General features: G+C 35.7%; 12 protein-coding genes and 1 pseudogene. 2 read left to right on the top strand and 11 right to left on the bottom strand.

Features of this window, described 5'->3' with window-relative positions:
* Positions 1-146: 146 nt before the first annotated feature.
* The 5 genes and pseudogenes from ACZLO7_RS04280 to ACZLO7_RS04260 all read right to left on the bottom strand — a co-directional run bounded on the left by ACZLO7_RS04280 (position 147) and on the right by ACZLO7_RS04260 (position 5,325).
* The gene (locus ACZLO7_RS04280; protein ID WP_464938760.1) at positions 147-935 is read right to left on the bottom strand and encodes an HAD family hydrolase; all 789 of its coding nucleotides are present in this window, start codon (positions 933-935) and stop codon (positions 147-149) included.
* A 168-nt stretch (positions 936-1,103) separates the two neighbouring features.
* Positions 1,104-1,703 carry a hypothetical protein gene (locus ACZLO7_RS04275; RefSeq protein ID WP_464938759.1) on the bottom strand — a complete coding sequence of 200 codons (600 nt, stop codon included), beginning with the start codon at positions 1,701-1,703 and terminating at the stop codon, positions 1,104-1,106.
* A 222-nt stretch (positions 1,704-1,925) separates the two neighbouring features.
* Positions 1,926-2,753 carry a DUF2785 domain-containing protein gene (locus ACZLO7_RS04270; RefSeq protein ID WP_464938758.1) on the bottom strand — a complete coding sequence of 276 codons (828 nt, stop codon included), beginning with the start codon at positions 2,751-2,753 and terminating at the stop codon, positions 1,926-1,928.
* Positions 2,754-2,973: 220 nt separating this feature from the next.
* Positions 2,974-3,957 (bottom strand): ornithine cyclodeaminase family protein, encoded by a 984-nt coding sequence (locus tag ACZLO7_RS04265; RefSeq protein WP_464938757.1) that lies wholly within the window; start codon positions 3,955-3,957, stop codon positions 2,974-2,976.
* Between the two features lie 28 nt (positions 3,958-3,985).
* A pseudogene (locus tag ACZLO7_RS04260) lies at positions 3,986-5,325 on the bottom strand (MFS transporter).
* A 154-nt stretch (positions 5,326-5,479) separates the two neighbouring features.
* Between ACZLO7_RS04260 and relB the strand changes: the two are divergent.
* The gene (relB, locus tag ACZLO7_RS04255) at positions 5,480-5,989 is read left to right on the top strand and encodes a type II toxin-antitoxin system RelB family anti-toxin (RefSeq protein ID WP_464938756.1); all 510 of its coding nucleotides are present in this window, start codon (positions 5,480-5,482) and stop codon (positions 5,987-5,989) included.
* A gap of 95 nt (positions 5,990-6,084) precedes the next feature.
* On the opposite strand, the gene ACZLO7_RS04250 is transcribed toward relB, so the two are convergent.
* Positions 6,085-7,227 carry a glycerate kinase gene (locus ACZLO7_RS04250; protein ID WP_464938755.1) on the bottom strand — a complete coding sequence of 381 codons (1,143 nt, stop codon included), beginning with the start codon at positions 7,225-7,227 and terminating at the stop codon, positions 6,085-6,087.
* Positions 7,228-7,352: 125 nt separating this feature from the next.
* Between ACZLO7_RS04250 and ACZLO7_RS04245 the strand changes: the two genes are divergently transcribed.
* Positions 7,353-8,435: a CdaR family transcriptional regulator gene (locus tag ACZLO7_RS04245; RefSeq protein WP_464938754.1), complete on the top strand. Its 1,083-nt coding sequence runs from the start codon at positions 7,353-7,355 to the stop codon at positions 8,433-8,435.
* A 36-nt stretch (positions 8,436-8,471) separates the two neighbouring features.
* Here ACZLO7_RS04245 and ACZLO7_RS04240 read toward each other — a convergent pair whose 3' ends face one another.
* From ACZLO7_RS04240 to ACZLO7_RS04220, 5 genes are all read right to left on the bottom strand, one after another.
* Positions 8,472-9,986 carry a coproporphyrinogen III oxidase gene (locus ACZLO7_RS04240; protein WP_464938753.1) on the bottom strand — a complete coding sequence of 505 codons (1,515 nt, stop codon included), beginning with the start codon at positions 9,984-9,986 and terminating at the stop codon, positions 8,472-8,474.
* A 532-nt stretch (positions 9,987-10,518) separates the two neighbouring features.
* The gene (locus tag ACZLO7_RS04235; protein ID WP_464938752.1) at positions 10,519-15,297 is read right to left on the bottom strand and encodes an endonuclease; all 4,779 of its coding nucleotides are present in this window, start codon (positions 15,295-15,297) and stop codon (positions 10,519-10,521) included.
* A 99-nt stretch (positions 15,298-15,396) separates the two neighbouring features.
* Positions 15,397-17,214 (bottom strand): bifunctional metallophosphatase/5'-nucleotidase, encoded by a 1,818-nt coding sequence (locus ACZLO7_RS04230; RefSeq protein ID WP_464938820.1) that lies wholly within the window; start codon positions 17,212-17,214, stop codon positions 15,397-15,399.
* A gap of 839 nt (positions 17,215-18,053) precedes the next feature.
* On the bottom strand, positions 18,054-19,166 hold the full coding sequence (locus ACZLO7_RS04225; protein ID WP_464938751.1) for a hypothetical protein: 1,113 nt from the start codon (positions 19,164-19,166) through the stop codon (positions 18,054-18,056).
* A gap of 661 nt (positions 19,167-19,827) precedes the next feature.
* Positions 19,828-20,172 (bottom strand): YlbF family regulator, encoded by a 345-nt coding sequence (locus ACZLO7_RS04220; RefSeq protein WP_464938750.1) that lies wholly within the window; start codon positions 20,170-20,172, stop codon positions 19,828-19,830.
* Positions 20,173-20,192: the final 20 nt, after the last annotated feature.

Raw genomic sequence — 20,192 nt, 5'->3', positions numbered from 1 at the left:
TCCCCAGGAAAGCGTCCGTCGGAACGGAAATTAACGGCATCGAAGAAAAAGCCATGGCGGAAACGATTAATCGTTTCCGCCATGGCTAAAATTCATTTTATGGACTTTTTCAGTGCCATCTATTCTATAGATAGCTTTTTAAAGTATTAAATTGTTTTTAGAAGCGGTAATAATTCACGTAATGATTCAATTTCATAAGTTGGTGTAACGCCTTCAACAGGTGCTTTATCTTCACGATTAATCCAAGCAGAGCGCATATTAACACGTGATGACCCTAAAATATCAGTCATCAAATTATCCCCGACCATAATAGCTTCATCCGCTTGAATGTTAGCTGTTTTTAAGACATGTTCGAAAATAGAAGCATCCGGTTTGCCACGACCAAAATCGCCTGAAATGACGATATGTTCGAAGTAAGGAGCGATTTCGGGCGTGATCTCCAATTTTGTTTGTTGTAGACTTGGTGAACCATTTGTTAATAGAATCAATTTAAAGTCCCCTATTAATGCATCCAGTACTTCAAATGTTTCTTCATAAACAAAAGGACTTTGCTTACGCGCCTCGATAAAATATTCTCCTAGTTCTGCACCTAGCTTAGTATTATCTATTCCTAATTTTGCTAAACCTACTGTCCAAGAATCTTTACGATAAGTTGGAACAACTTGTTTTAATTGTTGAAACTCATCGGTTGGATCATCAAATGTTCCCCAAAGACCTTCAAATGGGTTAATGCCGATCATTTGTGTATATTCATAGGTAGGGTAAGACGCATAGAAATTACGTGCTGCTTCTCTCACTGTTTCTTCAAGCTCAAAGGGATCTACTGCCACCTGCTCTGCTGCCCTTTTACAAGTCAGCTCAAAAGCAGCCGTAATACTTTTTTTATCCCAAAGCAAAGTATCATCTAAGTCAAAAATCACCGTTCGAATTGTCAAAATAATCGTCTCCTTCATCAAAAGAAAAGTTTATGTATTATCATTATCCTAGCATATTTCAAGTTATATATTATGAAAATCCATCAAATTAAATCAACAATTTCATCATAATAAAACAAAAAGATCATTAGCTTAAGATTTTTAGCTAATGACCTAATATAAAGCGTTTCAATTATCTTCACCGATTTCATCCAATCCATCTGGATAAATTGTTTCACTGAATATTTTACCGTTTTTAGCATCTTTCATTTTGACAGTAACCTTCAGATCTTCCTCTGCAGTTCCGTCAAAGACTTGATAGAACATACCTGCAATACCAAGAGAGAATACCGCAAAACCATCAAAGCTATTTTCAAACTCTTTTTTATCAACTGTTACTGTAAACTCAGAGAAATTACTATTAAAGCTGATTTTAAGAACTGAAGGTATTTCTGAATCAGTTTCAATTTCTTTTACATTAGAAGCTGTACTCTCCTTCATTTCCTTCATAAGAGCATTGTGTTTCTCGCGTGACATAATGTAGGTTACAGAACCATCATTATTTTTTTCAACTTTTATATATTTATTTTTTTCCTTTGCATCCTTGATAATTGCATCTATATCTTCACCTTCATAAAATGAGGCTGGGACTTTTATTTCGATATTCTTTAAGTCTTTCTCTACTGTAAAGTCACTTTTTTTATTTTCTGCTTTCTCTTCAGATGAGCAGCCTGAAATCACTAATGCACTAGCGATTATTCCGCCTGCTAGTAAACCTTTGAAATCCATATTTCCCTACCTTCCGAACCTATAGTTCTCAATATTGTACCATATTAAAGGTAGTCATTTTAGGTTAATTATATTAATTTTGATCGTATTCGCTTACTTAAGGGCATTTTATCTTAAATTCTAAAAATTCTAATGCAATATATTAGTTTCCTGTTCAATCTATTTATGGAGCTTAGGTTTTATTTTACTTGAAAAACTTCAAACTATGCTATGGAAAATTATTCAACTAATTTCTTTCAAACAGCGTACAATCTTTCTCTCAATAAAAGCATACTTTTTATCCGTAGACGCTATATAATAGAAGCTTTTTAAAAATTTCTTACAGTTCGCTTGTAGAATAACAAATTTTTTAGTAGACGCCTTCTCTTTTTGCTTGGCCAAAAAAGGCGGAATCCTTTCAAAAAGTCCTTTGGCTATATCAATAGATAATCCATTTTCAAGCATCGTAAATATCGGCATTATTACTCGCTCATCCTCATCCGAAATATAAACTGCTTTCGATGTAAAAATTTTATTCACTAATGATTGAAAGATTTCGTCATAATCGGCTACTTTTAAAGTTGGATTCTTTACTAGTTCATCAACGGCATACGCAGTATTTGCAACACTATGAGCCCACCCTTTATTTGTAACATAGCCCCTTATATCTTCCTCTAAATCTAAATATGTAACTAACTTGTCCTTAACTTTTCCAATCATTTCTTCAGTCAAAAATGGATGCTGTAAGTCTTGATTTAATAGTAGAGCTATTAATAATGCTGTGTAAGAACGTTTAAAAACACTGTCCACGCCATTTTCACCAATTTCATCAAATAAATAAATGTCGCTAAGCGCAGTATTTAACATATCTATCATTAGCTCATCAGATAGATGTCTGTTATGAATTAGTTTCCAAAATGCTTGATAAATCAATTCATCTCGAAAATCAGCATCAGTTGACCCAATATGCTCCATCATCGAAAATACAAAACGATGCTCAGCTATATCTGCCCAATTCTTCTGACCATTTTGCAACTCTAATAGTAGACTCTTTACTTCTTTCTCATTCATAGCTACACCACCTTTAGTGATAATTCTCTTTTATTAACATATTCACTGGTAAAGCTATTCATGAATAATCTTTTACATCCTAATATTCTCAAAAAATAAATTTGATAGTATATTCCCTTAGCCGGATTAATTAAACTTCTTCATAAAAATAGAAAAAGCCCTTAAGCATTATATTTGGCTTTTGCTTAAGAGCTTTTATAAATTTTCATTTATTTCACAGCTACACATCTATTTCCGTACCGATCTTTTGTTTTTTGGCCTTTTTAAATACACCTTTTGCAACGGCCAAATCGTAGTAAGCAGCACCAACTGATTTGAAAATTGTTATCTCATAATTATTCTCTCTGCCCTTTTTATCATGTGTAACGAGTTTACCAAGTTCACAATGAATTTCATCAAAAGACCATACACCATTTTCAGCTGCATGCATAAATTCGCCTGCTTCACCTTTTACGCCATCTAAGTCGTCTACTACAATTTTACTGGCTTTTAAAATCGAAGCTTCATCAATTTCTCGCATATGAGGTAAATATGACCCTATTCCATTAATATGTACACCTGACTTCAAGTCTTCACCATCTAAGACTGCTTCATTTGATCTTGTAGCACAGCAAATGATATCTGCTTGTTTCACAGCATCAGACACAGTTTCAACGATTTCATAAGGAATTGTAATACCATGAGCTTGCAACTTTTCACCAAACTGATGTGCTTTTAATATAGTTTTATTGACTAGTAATATTTTCGTTATAGACCTTACAGCAGTCACTCCAAGCACTTGCTCAAATGCCATTCCACCCGTACCAATTACAGTTAACACAGTGGCATCTTTTTTCGCTAAATAGTCTGTTGCAATACCACTTAAGGCTCCCGTTCTTAGTCGTGTTAAGTATGAGGCATTCATCATAGCAATATGTGAACCATTTTCCGCATCTGTTAGTAAAATAACACCTTGGGTCGTTGGTATTCCTTTTGATGGATTTTGTGGAAAAATAGTTACCACCTTCATTGCAGCTACTTCACTAATCAAATCGGCACTTGGCATATATAATGCCGAAGCATCTTGCTCCGGAAATTCAATAACCGTACGGTGAGGGCTAGCGATTTTATGTTCTTCCTTTGCTTTTAATACTGCTGCTACATCTTCAATAGCATCTTTTATACTGTAGCTATTCATAATTTGTTCTTCATTTAATATCAACACTTTAATTCCCCTCCAAAAGAGAGCCGCATCATTGCGGCTCTATAGTTCCTAAAGGAATTTCCTTCGAATCTTCTTTCGAATCCCTTTGAATCTCATCATCTAAATTTTCTTTACTACGATCTTTCACAGCCCAAATGGCCAATAATGAAATAATTGCTGTAATGATAATATATAATGCTACTGGCACATAAGAGTTATTAAAATTAACTAGTAAGGCTGTTGCTACTAATGGAGCTGTTCCTCCAGCTACAGCCGCACCTATTTGATAACCTAAAGTGATACCTGTATAACGAACTTTTGCATCGAAAATTTCTGAGAACATTGTTCCTAGAACTGCCGTAATAGGTGCCCAAATAACACCTAGACCAATGATTGTTGCTATTACAAGCAATGCGACAGATTGTTGCTGTAACATCCAGAAATAAGGAAAGGCATAAAGCATCATTCCAACAGTTCCTGCTACATATAGTTTTTTTCGGCCATATTTATCCGATAGGCTTCCCATAATCGGAATTAAAATAGTCGTAATAACTGTTGCTACCATTACTGAATTTAAAACAGCAGTTCTTGAAAATCCTAAATTTGAAGTTGCATAAGATACAACGAATGTACCGAAAATGTAAAATGGTGCAGTTTCAACAACCTTAGCTCCGATAGCGATTAATACTTCACGCCAATAGTTTTTTAGTGTTTCTACAATCGGTAATTTTGGAATATCACCTGATTCTTGCACCTTTTTAAACGAAGGCGTTTCATCGATACCTTTACGAACCCATAAACCAAATAAAACTAAAACAGCGCTTATTAAAAATGGGACACGCCAACCCCAAGTCATGAACGAGCCTTCTGGAAGTAAAGACATAAGAGATAAGGCAATTGTTCCTAATACCATCCCAATTGTTACACCCATTTGTGGAATAGCACCGTATAAGCCCCTTTTCTCTTTAGGTGCATACTCGACAGCAAGTAATAATGCGCCTCCCCATTCTCCACCAATGCCTAAGCCTTGCACTAACCGAAGTGTAATCAGTAGAATCGGAGCCCAAACCCCAATTGCTTGATAAGTTGGTAATAACCCCATCCCAAAGGTTGCAGCTCCCATCAAGCTTAACGTTATCACAAGTGTTTTTTACGTCCTATTCTATCTCCAATATGGCTGAAGATTACTCCACCGAACGGTCTAATAAAAAATGCTAAAGCAAATGATGCATAGGATAGTAATAATCCTATCGTTGGGTCCTCATTCACAAAAAATACCTGATTAAAAACTAAAGCGGCAACTGTTCCGTACAAAAAGTAATCAAACCATTCAATAGAACTACCTACCAAACTAGCAATCCAAATCTTTCTCATCTGTTTTGCATCCATACATTTTCCCCCTTGCAAAATTGAAGTGTGACTTTAATTTTATATTTAACTTAATTTTCTGTCAATATTGTAAATTTTTATTTTTCAGAAGATTTTATTATTTATTTTGTATAATATGTACTAAGTACTAATACATAACTTAAAGGAGTTTTGCATGATGACAATTGATTTTCTTGGAGCGACACTAAAACAGTTACGTAAAGAACGAAAATATACTTTAAAAGAACTTGCATCTCAAACTGGGGTATCTATTAGTTTCTTATCACAAGTTGAGAGAGGAAAATCAAATGTAACATTGGAATCTTTAAAAAGGATTTCGGACGCTTTAGGCGTAAATCCAAGTATTTTTTTCGCTGGTAACAACGAAGTGATTGATGATAAGCATTGGCAATTCCATTATTCCGATTTATCAAATAGCATAGTCGGTGCATCTTATCTTCCAATGCTCGTTACTTTAAATCCTGGAGAAAATGAAGGTAATGCGTTTTCACACGAAGGTCATGAATTTATATTTGTTGTAGAAGGTGAACTGACAGTTAGTGTTGAAGGTCACGAATTTGTCTTAAAGCAAAATGAGTCTACAATGTTTGATGCTAAAAAAAGTCACTATTGGTATAACTATAATAATCAAACAGTTAAATTCTTGCTTATATCATCTAGATAACTAAAAACCACGCTATGAATATAGTGTTAAACATAGCGTGGCCTCATTTTATCTACTTTTCAGACACTAAGTTACACCTTTAGAAATAACATGTATTACGCCTTATACTTTTCTAAGATCATTTGCACCGTTTCATAAGTTCTATTTCTTAAATGGATGGCTGCGTGTTGGATTGATTCTTGCTGGGTAATTGATTGATTTGCAACACTTGCTATTGTTAAGAAATAGTTCGATAACTGCGCGAGACTATCCTCGTCTACATATCCTGAAATTAATATCACTGGTATTTGCATTTTTTTTGCTACTTTTGCGATACCAATTGGCGCTTTTCCCGAAAGGGTTTGAAAATCCGATTTTCCTTCCCCGGTTAAAATCATTGATGCTCCTTGTATTTGACCATGAAAATCAATTGCTGTCATAACGACCTCAATCCCTGGTCTTAATTCTACAGGGAAAAATGCTAAAAATGCTCCACCTATACCACCAGCAGCGCCCGCGCCTGGTTCATTATGCAATGCAACACCTGTCATAGCTTCGATCTTATCTGCTAAAATTGTTAAATTACAGTCTATTTGTCGCACCATTTCTGGCATTACCCCTTTTTGCGAACCAAAAACCTCCGTCGCCCCATTAGCCCCAACAAATGGATTATCAACATCACATGCGATAACAAACTCAGATACTTTAATACGTTCATCGAAAGACGAATCGTCAATTTTATAAAGCGTACTTAGTGCGCTTGCACCAAGTTTTAACTCCTGTCCGTCAGTATTTAAAAACTTCATACCAAGTGCATTTAGCATACCTGTACCACCGTCGTTCGTAGCACTTCCCCCAATACCAATGACGAATTTACGAAATCCAGCATCTAATGCATGACGGATTAACTCTCCAGTTCCATAAGTGGAAGCAATAAGTGGATTTCTCTCGTCATTCGCCAAGAGCGTTAAACCAGACGCTTTTGCCATTTCAATAACACAAGTTTCTCCATCCCCTAAAACGCCGTATTCAGCTTCAACAAGTCGACCTATCGGATCTTGTACCTTTACAGTAATAATTTGACCATTTGTAGCTTGCACTATTGGCTCTAGTGTACCTTCCCCTCCATCGGCTACAGGTAATAGTACCGTTTCAATGTCTGAATTTATTTCATGAATAGCAGCTGCCATTGCATTTGCCGCTTCGCTAGCTGTAAGCGAACCTTTAAAAGAATCTGGACTGACTACGATTTTCACCATAGCACCTCCTATAATTAGAACATTTACTATAATTATAGTGATAAATCCAATACTTTACATTATACTTAAAGTATATATTCCATGTGTTCTAACAACTAGTTTTTATACATCTCGGAGGAAAATTTATGATTTCAAAACAATTAGCAAACCAAATAGTGGAACAGACCATGCTACGATTACACCGTAATATAAACGTTGTGCATACAAATGGGAGAATTTTGGCTTCAGGGGATCGCCTACGTGTAGAAAGTATTCATGGAGGGGCACGAATTGTTGCAGAAACAGAAAAGGTGCTCATTATTACGGAGGAAAACAACCATCTTTTCAAAAATGCAAAGCCCGGTATTAACTTACCCATCTTCTTTCAAAATGAACTTGTAGGTGTAATTGGCATTACAGGAAATCCAGATGATATTGCCGAATGGGCTCCTCTCGTTCAGTTAACAACTGAAATGATGGTACACCAAGCACTTATAGCTTCGCAAAGCGAATCGAAACGTAAAATGCGTGAAACTATTTTCGAAGATTTGATGAATCAGCAACCATTGCAAAAAGTAAAAGAACGATTATCTAAACTTGGTTTCTTTCATGCACCACCTTTTTATGCGATTACATTGGATGTCGATGCAACATTGATGGCTTACCAATCTTTTGTAGAGCATATGGAAGACTTTTTTATTCATGAATCAGTCATCTTTGGTAGATACCAATTAAACGAACATTTTATCTTAGTATCAGGTATGGATGCAAAAGCGATTATAGATAAACTAACGCTGCTGTTAACTCAAGTGAGAAAATATTTTACCGTCAGAATCGGTATCGGTCAGCCCGTCCAAACATTAGAAAAAGTAGCTCACTCTTATGAAACGGCGAAAAATGCAATTGAATATGGTGATAAGGCAAAAACGATTAACTTTTTTGAAGAAGTCGAAGTTTTTTCCTTACTAAAAAAAAGCGACTCCCCGGAAGCTTTGCTCTTTACTAACCGGACTTTAAAAAATTTAAATAGTAAACTTATACATACGTTGGTTGTATATTTTTTAAATAATCAACAGCTCGCAATCTGTTCAGAAGAACTTGATATTCATCGACATACATTAACTTATCGCTTAAATCAAATACATGAATTGACCGGTTATAATCCGACCATATTCCAAGATGCAACCATTCTTCAAATCGCCATTTGGTTAAAAAACAAAGAAAAATAGGTGAACATCTCTTGATTAGAGATGCTCACCTATTTTTTATATTAATTCGGGTTCTTCTTTATAAAGTTCATCAAGAATTTCAATCTTTTTATCTATAGCATCTTCAAAAGTCATAATATAAGCCGCAGGGTCTTTAGGATTATGGAATTGCGTAATCTTGCCGGTTTCAGCGTTGACAAATTTACTTGAAGCACCACAACCAAGTCCAATAATTGTTTGAACTTCTTCCATAATAACGATGTTATAAATACTCTCTTCTCCTTTTTTAGAATATCCGACGTTTTCAAGATTCCCTAAAATGTTCTTTTGACGATATAGATAATAAGGGTCGTAGTTATTGTCAGCAGTCCATTCATGTGCACGATGCATCATTTTCTCTGCTGTTTCACGGTCCGCGACTTTATACTTTTGTTTATTATGAGTCATTTCTGAAGCACGTTTAAATGATAATGTATGAACCGTTAATGACTCTGGTTGCATTTTTTCTGTTTCAGCTAATGAGTGCTCAAATTCCTCGAGCCCTTCGTTTGGTAAGCCGATGATTAAATCCATATTAATATTATTCATTCCCATATCACGAGAAAGCCAGAACTTATCAATAGTCTCCTTGACTGTGTGATGACGTCCAATTGCTTTTAACGTTTCATCTGTATAGGATTGTGGATTAACACTAATGCGATCAATACCCCATTTTTTTAAGACTTCTAATTTTGCTGGAGTAATTGTATCTGGGCGCCCAGCCTCCACAGTCACTTCACGAATCGATTCAGCATGTGGGAATGATTCATACATCGTCTGATATAATGCATCCATTTCATCTGCTTCTATAGATGTTGGTGTACCCCCACCCCAATAAATCGATGTAATTTTCATATCACGGTCCTTCAACCATTTACCCATCTCACGAATTTCAATATGTAGCCCATCCAAGAATGATTCTACGCGGCCATTTTTTCGGTGAATAGCATATGCTGGGAATGTACAATAGGCACATTTTGTTGGACAAAATGGAATTCCAATATAAATACTCACTTCTTCACCAATTGTATCTAAGTCCGGAATAGTCATGAGCTGGCGATCTACAATTTTTTTCATAAGAGTAATTTTTTCATCCGATAATCTAAATTCTTCTTTTAACTTATTATGAATTTCGCGGTCCGTTAATCCACTTTTTCTAAATTTATGATACAACTTTGTAGGACGAATCCCCGTTAAGATACCCCACTTTTGGTGGATACCCGTAAGTTGTTCAAGTGTATCAAGGAGTACATGAGATAAGGCTCTCTTCAATCGGATATTTTGTTCCTTTTCATCGCCTTCCTCAGTGTACTCTTGTACAAATTCACTTGTATATTTTTCACCCTCTGAATGTAGTTCAGCAGTTGTTATTACTTTAAAGTTTGCATCTACATGCCAATCAAAATACACATTTAAATCTGTGTCTTTACCCGTTTTCGATACTTTCGAATCCTCAAAAAACAAATTCGTAATATGATTGAAGACTCTAATCCAATCTTGAGGGAAGTCACCATTAATTCCAAGAACTTTCATATCATTTATTCACTTCTTTCGTTTTTACTTTCATATAAAATGGTGAAACTTTCTACTATCCTTACTATAATGTTAAAGGAGTGAGTATATTGCCTCTACTCTCAAAGAAGTCAAAACACATGAATCCATCTCTAGAAATGTTAGTTTCTCAAGAACTTAAAACATTCATCATGTAACCTATTCTAGTCAAAAACATTGAATCCATTGTAGCAAAGTTTTATGAAAATCTCGACTATCCATAATGCAACTGAAAATCTAGTTTCTATGTAACAAGAAAACCTCGCACTGACAATTGTCAGTGCGAGGTTTTAATTACATATTAGTTCTGCTTCCCTTTATATAATACAGCTAAAACTTCACTTGCGGTATCCGTCACTTAATATTGCTTGCATTTTATGCTTTAGATGCAAATTGAAGAAAAATGATTTCTGAACAACGGAGAAATCATTTCTTCCTCCAAATAATTAATGTACTGCCATAACAAAGGATACATAAATGCCTATACGCCTCTTATTTGACTGAGCAGTAGTACTTAAGAAGCTAAGTTGGCTGCGCTTATTTTGCTGTTGCTTTGCGTTCCCCAAATGAGCTTTACCCATTCAGGATGATCGATGAATGGATTACGGTTGCCTTGCCATTCTTGAATGACATTGTTTCGGTTTATTTCAAACTCATCGACTGGATCTTGTAAATGCCATTGTAATAATACTGATAGCTTACCGTGATATGGGGCAGTTCCATTATTCAATTTTTCATTCAACTCAAGATCTACTTTATCACCTTTTTCATAACGTGTTGCCATATAAAACAGAATTCTTGCCACATCACCTTTTACATTATTAGGTGGTTCGAATGAATTAGAAGTTTTAAAACAACCCTTACACCCTGCAACTGGACTACCACCGTTATCAAAATCCAAATTGCCACGGCTACTGTTCACTTGAACATCGGTAGGACGTAAATGGTGGATATCTGTACCTGGACCTTTAGTAGTACCAAAGTTTCCATGTGATTTTGCCCAAGTATGTTCTCGGTTCCAGTCACCTACGTTTCCTCCGTTACGCGTTTTAGAACGTGATTCTCCCGAATAAAACAAAATCACATTATTTGAGTTATTTGGGTCTTCATCTGTTTCACGCAATGCTTCCCATGCTTGGTCGTAAGATAGTTGTTTATGATCATCTATAATGTCATGTAATGCAGTTTTTAAAGCTTGACCAGTTTTTCCAAATGCGTCTTTATAGTAGTCGCCAGCTGGAACGTCGGCTGCAGTAACGGTTACAGAGAAGCTAGTCGTTACTTCCTTTTTACCATCAGTAGCCGTAACACCAATAATATAGCTTCCTTCTTCAAGTGAAAGTGTTAGGGTAGAAGTCGCTTGGTTAACAGTTCCTTTTGTAGCTGTAAATGTTAGTTTATCACCATCTGGATCAGAGAAGTGGTTTGTAAGTAACACGGAAACCTTCTCCCCAGTCTTTATTGTTTTGTTTGGAATTGCACTCGATACGACTGGTGCTTTATTTTCTGATGGCAAAGAAGGAACCTCAATGGGTTCCCCTTTCGTATTCGTAAATTTAATTTGTTTTGCGTTGGCACCGTTAGTAAACTCAATGCTTTGAATATTTTCAGCACCTCTTATTTCCTTAACATTTGATCCGTCAATAATGATTTCCTTCATTTTAGTACCTTTTAAGTCGATAATCGCGCCTTCTTTGTTAGGATTAATCATGACTTTTGTCGTTTCAAATCCAGCACCATACAGTTCTGCATAATTACTTTTTAATAAGACACCTTCTGTGATGATAGATGCACCATCTAAATGTACTGCAACACTTGGTTTCGTAATAGTTAATTTCTTTGTTTTAAAATTCACAAAATCATACGTTTTTTCTGGTTTCAATGGTTCAACTTCTGTATCTTCATCGAAATCGACTTGTACCAAGACAGGGTCATGATCACTCGCCCGGCCAGCCATATCTGTAAAATCAGCATTAATGTGAAGGATATCAATTGCTGTTTTATTCGCTAAGTTATTAGAAACTAGAATATGGTCTAGCACTTGGGAATTCCCTTGATAAAGATATGTGTAACGATCGGTTTTTTCTACTTTATTAATCATATTGGTCATATGCTTACCTTCATGAATTTTTAGAGATTCAGTAAATTGGTAATCATTGAAATCCCCAAGAGAAATAATATTTTCCTTTGGATTTTTTGCCTTAATATCATTTATAAAATTTGAAACAATTTGCGCAATTTTCTTGCGTTGTATTTCACTCTTATAGACAGGTGGTTGCTTAGAACCAAATAATGGTGTATCACCTGATTTAGAGTTCCAGTGGTTCGCAATGACGATGACACTTTCACCTTGGAAATCAAATTGTGCTGTTAATGGTTTTCGGCTGCTGCTAAAGGCTTCATTTGTTGGTTCGATACGACCTGGATTAAGAGTGAGCTTACCATCTTTATACCCCACTGCAGTCGTTGCATCACCTGGTTGCATACCATCCGTTAATGTTACACGTTTTGGATTATATAAGAAGCCCACACGGATATTTGCATTTGGTGCTCCACCATCTTGATTGTTTACTGGATCAATGTTTACATATTTGTATTCCACACCACTTGCAGCTTTAATAGCTGTAATCAATCTTGCATAACTTTGGTCTGCCTTACTATCCCCTGCACTTTCACCATTATTATCTTGTACCTCTGTCACACCAACGATATCAGGACTTTGCATGTCAATACCAATTGCTCTTGCTAATTTACTAGCTTTGCTATCAGAAGTTGATGTCTTATTATTAGAGAAGTTTTCTAAGTTATATGAAGCAACTGTTAACTTATCATCTGCTTTGACAATCGTTGTTTTTTCAGGTGTTGCAGTTCCTTTTTTATGAGCTGTTTTCATCTCATCTAAAGAAGCATAAATTTTAAAGTTTTGATATGAATAACCTACTATCCCTGTAATTGGGCCATTAAATATATCGCCTGTTGCTACTTCAAAATCACGAGCAGGTCCATTTGGCTCTAAACGGAATTGGATACGATTTGGATTTTGGTTATTTTCTTCAAATAAAACGCCGCCATGAAGTGAATTCGTTGATGCACTTTCTAGAACGGTTACTAAATCTCCGTTATCTTGTGGCGCTACAGCTTTCACATTTCCGACTTGTACTCGCATACCTTCAATGCTTTCCCAGAAATCAATTGCATCTACTGTTGGATTAAAAACGGATAAATTATCACTATCGATTTTCTTTAACGACATTTTTTCTTCATCAATATTGATTGGTTTTGGCAATTTAACATCGCTTTTAATGACAGTAACCTTTCCACCTTGATCATCACGAATATTGATTTGAGTTGTTTTCAAGTCTGTATCTTGACGATCGCTATATCCATCGTATGCGTATTCACTTACTTTACCGGTGACAGATACTAAATCGCCCACTTTGATTGGCCAAGCTTTGTTACCGCTATAAAGTAAAATAGCTTCGGATGTATTTGGATTGTTATCTATCAAATCATCTGGCGTTTGGATCGTATAATAATTTGCAGTGCCTAGCTTAAATGAATAGGTTACAACACCTTCAATCCCCTCCACAGTTTGATTATCAAATGGAGTAACATGTTTGTCTCCTTGTATATCATGAATTTCAAATCGATCTGCGATTGTATAATTGAATGTTGAAACTTCACTCAATTTACCATCTTGAGCTTTAACAATTGCCTTGAGTGTTGCAGTTTTAGTAATTTGGATTGGCTTTTCATATTTAGTACTAGCATTAGTTGGCTCAGTACCATCTAGCGTATAATATATTTCTGCATTTGCACTAGTTGTAGATAACGTGACAGCTGTATCTTTAACATATGTCCCACTCCCTGGAGTAGCCACTGCAGGAGCTAATGCTGTGCTATCAAAAACAATGTCTGTTGTAGAACGAGGGATGATTTGATAGTCATTATCAAATTGTTGAACAATCCCTGTAATGGACTCATATTTCGCGTTTACTGTTAAACCTAGAGCATTCGTTTCATCCCGTATGATGAAATCAGTTCCATCATTTGCAGTAAAATTTGCCCAGCTACCCCCATCTTGCACTTTCGTCAGTGTAACCTTTTTCACTGTCACAAGTTTTGATTCGTTTTCTTCCTTAACATCAGCACCTGTAATTACTTTCGGCTGAGGTTCACCTACATTTTCCTTTTTCCCTACAATCGTCGCTCCATCTAATTGAAGCAATCCACGATAGTCTACTAAAGTCCCTGTTAAAGTTACTTCATCGCCAACTCTAGTGTTTAAACTTGTTGGACGTACTGCAATGCCTCCTGTCGCATCTTGAACTGAAATTGTATTCTTTAACTTTGCAGCTACTACACCTTTAATTGTTACGGCTTCTCCAATAGATTTAGTTCTAGCATCTGCAATTGTTTGTGTTGTAGATTCACCTACAACTGTATAAGTGAATTCAGAAATAGAGCTGTTCTCTAAACCATCTTTTACTGCAAAAGCTTTAATAATCATATTTTCATTAATCACAATTGGTTCTGAAAATACTGCACTAGAAGATGTTGGATCACTTCCGTCTAATGTATAGTGGATTGTTGCGCCCAAAGTGTTTGTTGATAATGTAATTGCTGTACCAACCGGAACACTTGATGACGGTGTAGAAACAGATACACTTTTTACTTTAGTTTCTACAGGCGGCGTACTATCATCAACTATTGTATGGGAACCTAAATTAGAAGAATCATCTTTGGGTAAAGCATCCCACTCTATCGTTTTATCAAATGCATCATCAATTACTGTGTCTCCAACTGTAACGTTACTTTTACGTATTAATGTGACATCAGCACCCCAATTATCCCTTGAGCCAACTTGTCCAATAGAATCTACGACTACATCAGACCTTTTTAATACAACCGGATCATCACCATTGAAGTTAATGACCGTACTATTTGCAACATCTCCTTTGCTCTTTATCTCTGCAGTTGCCGAATTATTATACAAAACATAGGTTTTTTTATTTTCCAATGTTCCCGATAATTTTAACGATGCAGTTGCAGCAGTTGCGCCATTAGAGTAAAGCTCTAATGTATAATTACTTAAATCGATTGCAGATCCTGTACCGTTAAAAAGCTCTATTGCCTTATTACTACCACTTCCTTCAATATACTCAGAAATAATTAAATCTGTCCCAGTCGTTGCCGCTTTTGCAGGTGTTGACAGTGAAGGCAATATGAAACTTGTCACTAAGCTTGCCGACAACAAAGTATTAAATGCCTTTTTCCAGTTCCCTTTTCTCATAGAGTCAGTCTCCTTCTACACTAATAGAGTTTTTTGTAGCGCTACATGATATTAATTGGGAAAGCCAACCGTTCATTCGCTGAAGACTCCGTTAAAAAATCATAAGATTGTTTCACCAGTTACTTCGATATTCTCAAAACTGTCATTACTATCCCCTTCAACAGCGGTTAAATCTAAATTACCTTCAACTTTAATATTAGAAATAGTAATTCCTTTAGATATAGTACCTTTGATAAATAAGTTACCTTTAATAACTGCATTGGACAAAGAAGCAACATCTGTTATATCAACGGTCACATTCCCGTTGTGAACTTTTGGAGATTCAGTTGTACCAGAGAATTCTGCACCTGGAATTTCAATATTTTGATTTCCACCCTTTTTCACGTCTACAATACGTCCGTCTAGTGTAGGTTTGATTGTTCCAAGAGATTTTAAATGGTCAGCTAAATTTTCCCAATCTGACAATCCTAAGTCTGTTACACGACCTTCTTCATAGGCCTTTTTAAAGACATCATAACCATCTCCACCTTTTGCAGTGAAGGCGTTAGTTGCTACTGTATAGCTCTCTTTGTCCTTTATATCCACGTAAGTTCCATTTGTATCTTTGTACTTTATTGAAATAACACGTTGTCCGGCAGGTTTACTTGAATCAAATTCAACTTTTGCGCCAGATACGTGAAGGAAGCCTCCGTTTTCTTTTGGGAATTCCTTAAAGCTTATTTCAAATGCTTGCTTTAATTCAGCTCCTGTAAGAGTCATTGTTGCTAATGTGTTGCCAAATGGTAGTACTGTGATGACTTCTCCAACAGTGATTTCACCTGCATTAATGCCTGATCGAATACCTCCACCATTTTGTAGTGCCATAATGACTTTATCGTTGTAAGTTTTTGCTTTTGCTAGCATTCCATCCGTAATGATGTTACCAAGTGCTGTTTCATTATTTCGTACACTTGTACCGTCATTTCCTGGATCTGTTGTTCTAGGATTAATCAATTCACTTATTGCATTTGCCCCGATTGGTTTACTTGATACTGCTTTAATCTTATCAGCGTATTTATTAAGTAAACTAGCCGCTTCTGCGTCGTCTGCAAGACTGCTAAGTTTAATCAGTTCACCATTTGCTGTAATAACTTTACCTTTACTATCAAACTCAACATCAACAGTTCCTAGATAATCACTATATTGATACGCCTGAACAATGATTGTTGGATCTTTTACATTGTTGTTATTATCTTTATTTATAATAACTGGCTTATTGAGTTGTGTATGACTATGTCCACCAACAATCACGTCAATGCCCTTAACTGCTGCAGCTAATGTTAAATCATTATCGATTGCGGCATTGTCATCATACCCGATATGTGTTATGGCAATAATTTTATCGACACCTTGTCCTTCAAACGCTTTAACTGCTTTTTCAGCCTCTTCAATATAATTTTCAAAAACTATACTACCAGGGCTTGAAATATCCTTCGTTTCAGCAGTTGTTAAGCCAAAGATTCCTACCTTTTCTCCATTGATTTCTTTAATGATTCCATTATAAATTTTACCCTTTTCAGGTTTACTTGAAATTAGATCTGAAAACAGACCCTTAAAGTGATCATCTGCAGAAAAGCCTACATTGGCACTAACAAATGGGAAATTTGCACCTTTGATAAATTCAGCTAAAGCTTTATTCCCTTCAGAACTTGATCCTAAGTCGAACTCATGATTGCCAAAGGTCATTGCATCGTAGCGTAATAAATTCATGAATTCCAAATCTGCTTTTCCTTGAAATTCATTGAAATATAGCGTTCCACTAAAAACATCACCTGCATCCAGTAATAATGCACTCGGCTTTTTAGCTCTAACATTTTTGATGGCAGTTGTTCTTTTCGCAATATTATCTAAATGTGCATGTGTGTCGTTCGTATGCATTAATGACAAAGTAAAGTTTTCTTCGCTATTCCCGTCTTATACCACATTTCGTGGATTTCGGTTCGGGCCTACACCGTACAGGCGACTTTCATCGCATACGGCGTGCTATCAGTAGAATGATTATCTTTTTATTTATTTCCCTGCCTCATTTAAATACTTATATTAACTAAATATTATGAATTTTCATAAGGGAGAGAAGCAATTTAGAGAATACTCTACTGACTGGGTTCCTTCGCTCCAACTGGTTTTATCCTTTTCGTATGTTACCATACAAATCCAAACGGCCAGCAATCATCACTACTACGAACCCGCTGCCGTTCTTCTTGCTTCTTTGGTGCTGATTCACCTCTTCAAGAAGAACTTCAAACGTTCCGTTAAATCCATCCCTTATTTTTACAGCCTTAGGTCTCCACTATTCAGGTATGAGAATGGTTAGTTTAACAGTCAATTCTACTAACCCCCATTACACCATTACATCTATAAGGATGAATGTTGAACTCCTAGCAATTCGCAACATTCACTACCTCACCCTGCCTACATGGATTCGTCTGCCTAACCATAGCTGTCTTTTAAAGAGCCCCGCCTCGTTTTTCGAGTACGACTTCACCTGACTTAACCCCTTCCGCTGATCAGCGCATCACTGGGTCCAGGAGGATTAGGCACTTGCTTTAAAAGACTGTTGAGCAAGAGTAGGAATTACACCTACCAATTGGAAAATAACAGTTAGAAACATTCATTATGAAGGTTTTTTTCTTATAAAATATTTTATTCATGAATGATTATTTCCACTTATTTCACTAGATATTTCTCTAGCTTATAAAGTAACGTTTCGTTTAATTTTATTGAGGAGTTACTACCACAGTTGGTAAAGTTGATGTTACGGCATTTCCTATCGCTTTATCATTTTTAGGTGTTACTTGCACAGAGATTACTTTGCCTACTTGGTCTGTTGTCAGTTTAAATGTTGATGTAGTTGCACCCGTAATTGCTTTTCCATCCGCATACCACTGGAATGTTGTACCCTTTTCTACATCTTTTTCTACATCTGTATAAGTATAAATTACTTCTAACGTTACACCTACTTTTGCAGTTCCTACAATCTTGAAATTTGATGCGATTGGAGCATGATCACTTGTTCCGCCATTGTTACCTGACGATGATCCATTACCTGGTGAACTTTCAACACCATTCTCAACCTGTATTTTTTTTCCGTCCGGGGTTGTAATAGTGCCTGACGCTAAGCTAGAGCCGCTGTACCATTTACCTCCATATTGTACGATGCCTACATTTAACGCTGTACCGCTATATAGTTTACTTTCAAATAGTGTTAAACCTTGATTTAATGCCGTGCCATTATATAGTTTACCTTCAAACAATATAAGACCTTGATTTAATGCTGCACCACTGTATAGTTTGTCTCTATATAGCGTTAGACCTTTGTTTAAAACTGCACCGTCGTATAATTTATCTTTGAATAAATACTTTCCAGTGTTTAAAACACCTTTAACGTATAAATCCCCTGTATTTTTACTTAGTCCAGTTAATGCTTTACCGTTTTCATACCATTTACCTTTATACCAATTACCCATTGCGAGCTTTCCATTAATATATAATTTACTAGTGTTTTTACCGAATCCAGTTAATGCTTTACCTTTTTCGTACCATTTGCTTTTATACCACCCAGTCGATTTAACACCTTTTTTGTAATAAACCCCTGATTTTAACCCTGTTAGTAACTTACCATCTTTGTAAACTTTTCCTTTGTAAGTTTTAGTGCCTTTTACAATTTTACTAGTTAATTTTGAAACTAGCTTCCCTTTGGTTACTTTGTAGCTAGAAGAACCTGCTGCCTCCGCGTTGTTTATCGGAGCTATGATGGCGCTTGTTAATAAAGTTGCCCCCAACACTAATGATGTTAACGGTTTTACAAATTTATAACTGTAATTCCTCACAATCTCACACCTCTCTATACGTTTTGGTTGCATCTACCTAACAGAAAATCTATTAAGTTTAATTTCGATTATATGGTATGCTTCACATAGATTCTAGACCACTTTGGTAACATTTACATATTTTACAATACCCATCCATTAGGGGTGATAAATTCACAAATTATGTATAATATCTTAATATTCCAGGACTCTCATTCTATTAATTGATTAATAAATCAAGCTATATAAATTCATATAATTACACCTGATAACTTAGACCTATAAAATATGCAGTTATATATTTTTTTGAACACTATCCATATGTAATCCCTTCAATTTAGGACCAAATTATTTATGTATATTCCTTGTTTCATCTATAGAAAAACATTGACCATTATTGGTTTTGCTGTATTGTTGGGAGTTTATAGATCATGAGATGAGATAGCAAAATTGTATGTAAATGGATTGTAATTGGACGTAAAAAAATGTTTGCATATTATGATGAATCCAAGCAAATTTCGTCGCTTTTTAGGCGTGATAGATTGAAATTGTTAGTGCGATTAAATTTACTAAAAAATAAAAAGGAGGTACTACAAAAATTGTAGTATCTCCTCTTCAAGTTCCTTTATTATTTTTACTTGGCCTAATCTATTTGAGTATATCTTACAGATTATATTCGTGATTAGATTTCTGCGTAAAGCTCTTGAACTGGTTTGATTAGAATGCGATTTACTTCTTCAATTAAACCACTTAACGCCATTTCAGCTTGAAGCATTTTTTCTATTTTTCCATTTTGTTGAGCAAGTTGCGCTGTTTTACCAGCATATGTTAACTCATCTTCTTGAATTTGCTCACCTTTTGCTTGTTTTTCTTGAAGATTCAATTGGACTTTACGGAAATTTTGAAACAAAGCAAGCGCCTCTGAATCATTTTTCACTTCCGCAACAGCAGCTTTTAATGCGTCAAACTCTGCTGTTTGACGGAATGTTGCTTCTAATTTGTTAATGTCATTATAAATATTAATCATTTTAATACCCTACTTTCAAT

The organism is Viridibacillus sp. d25.2, assembly GCF_055456015.2.
Note: the sequence above shows the minus strand (reverse complement) of the source record. Positions and strands in the feature narration are given on the sequence as shown.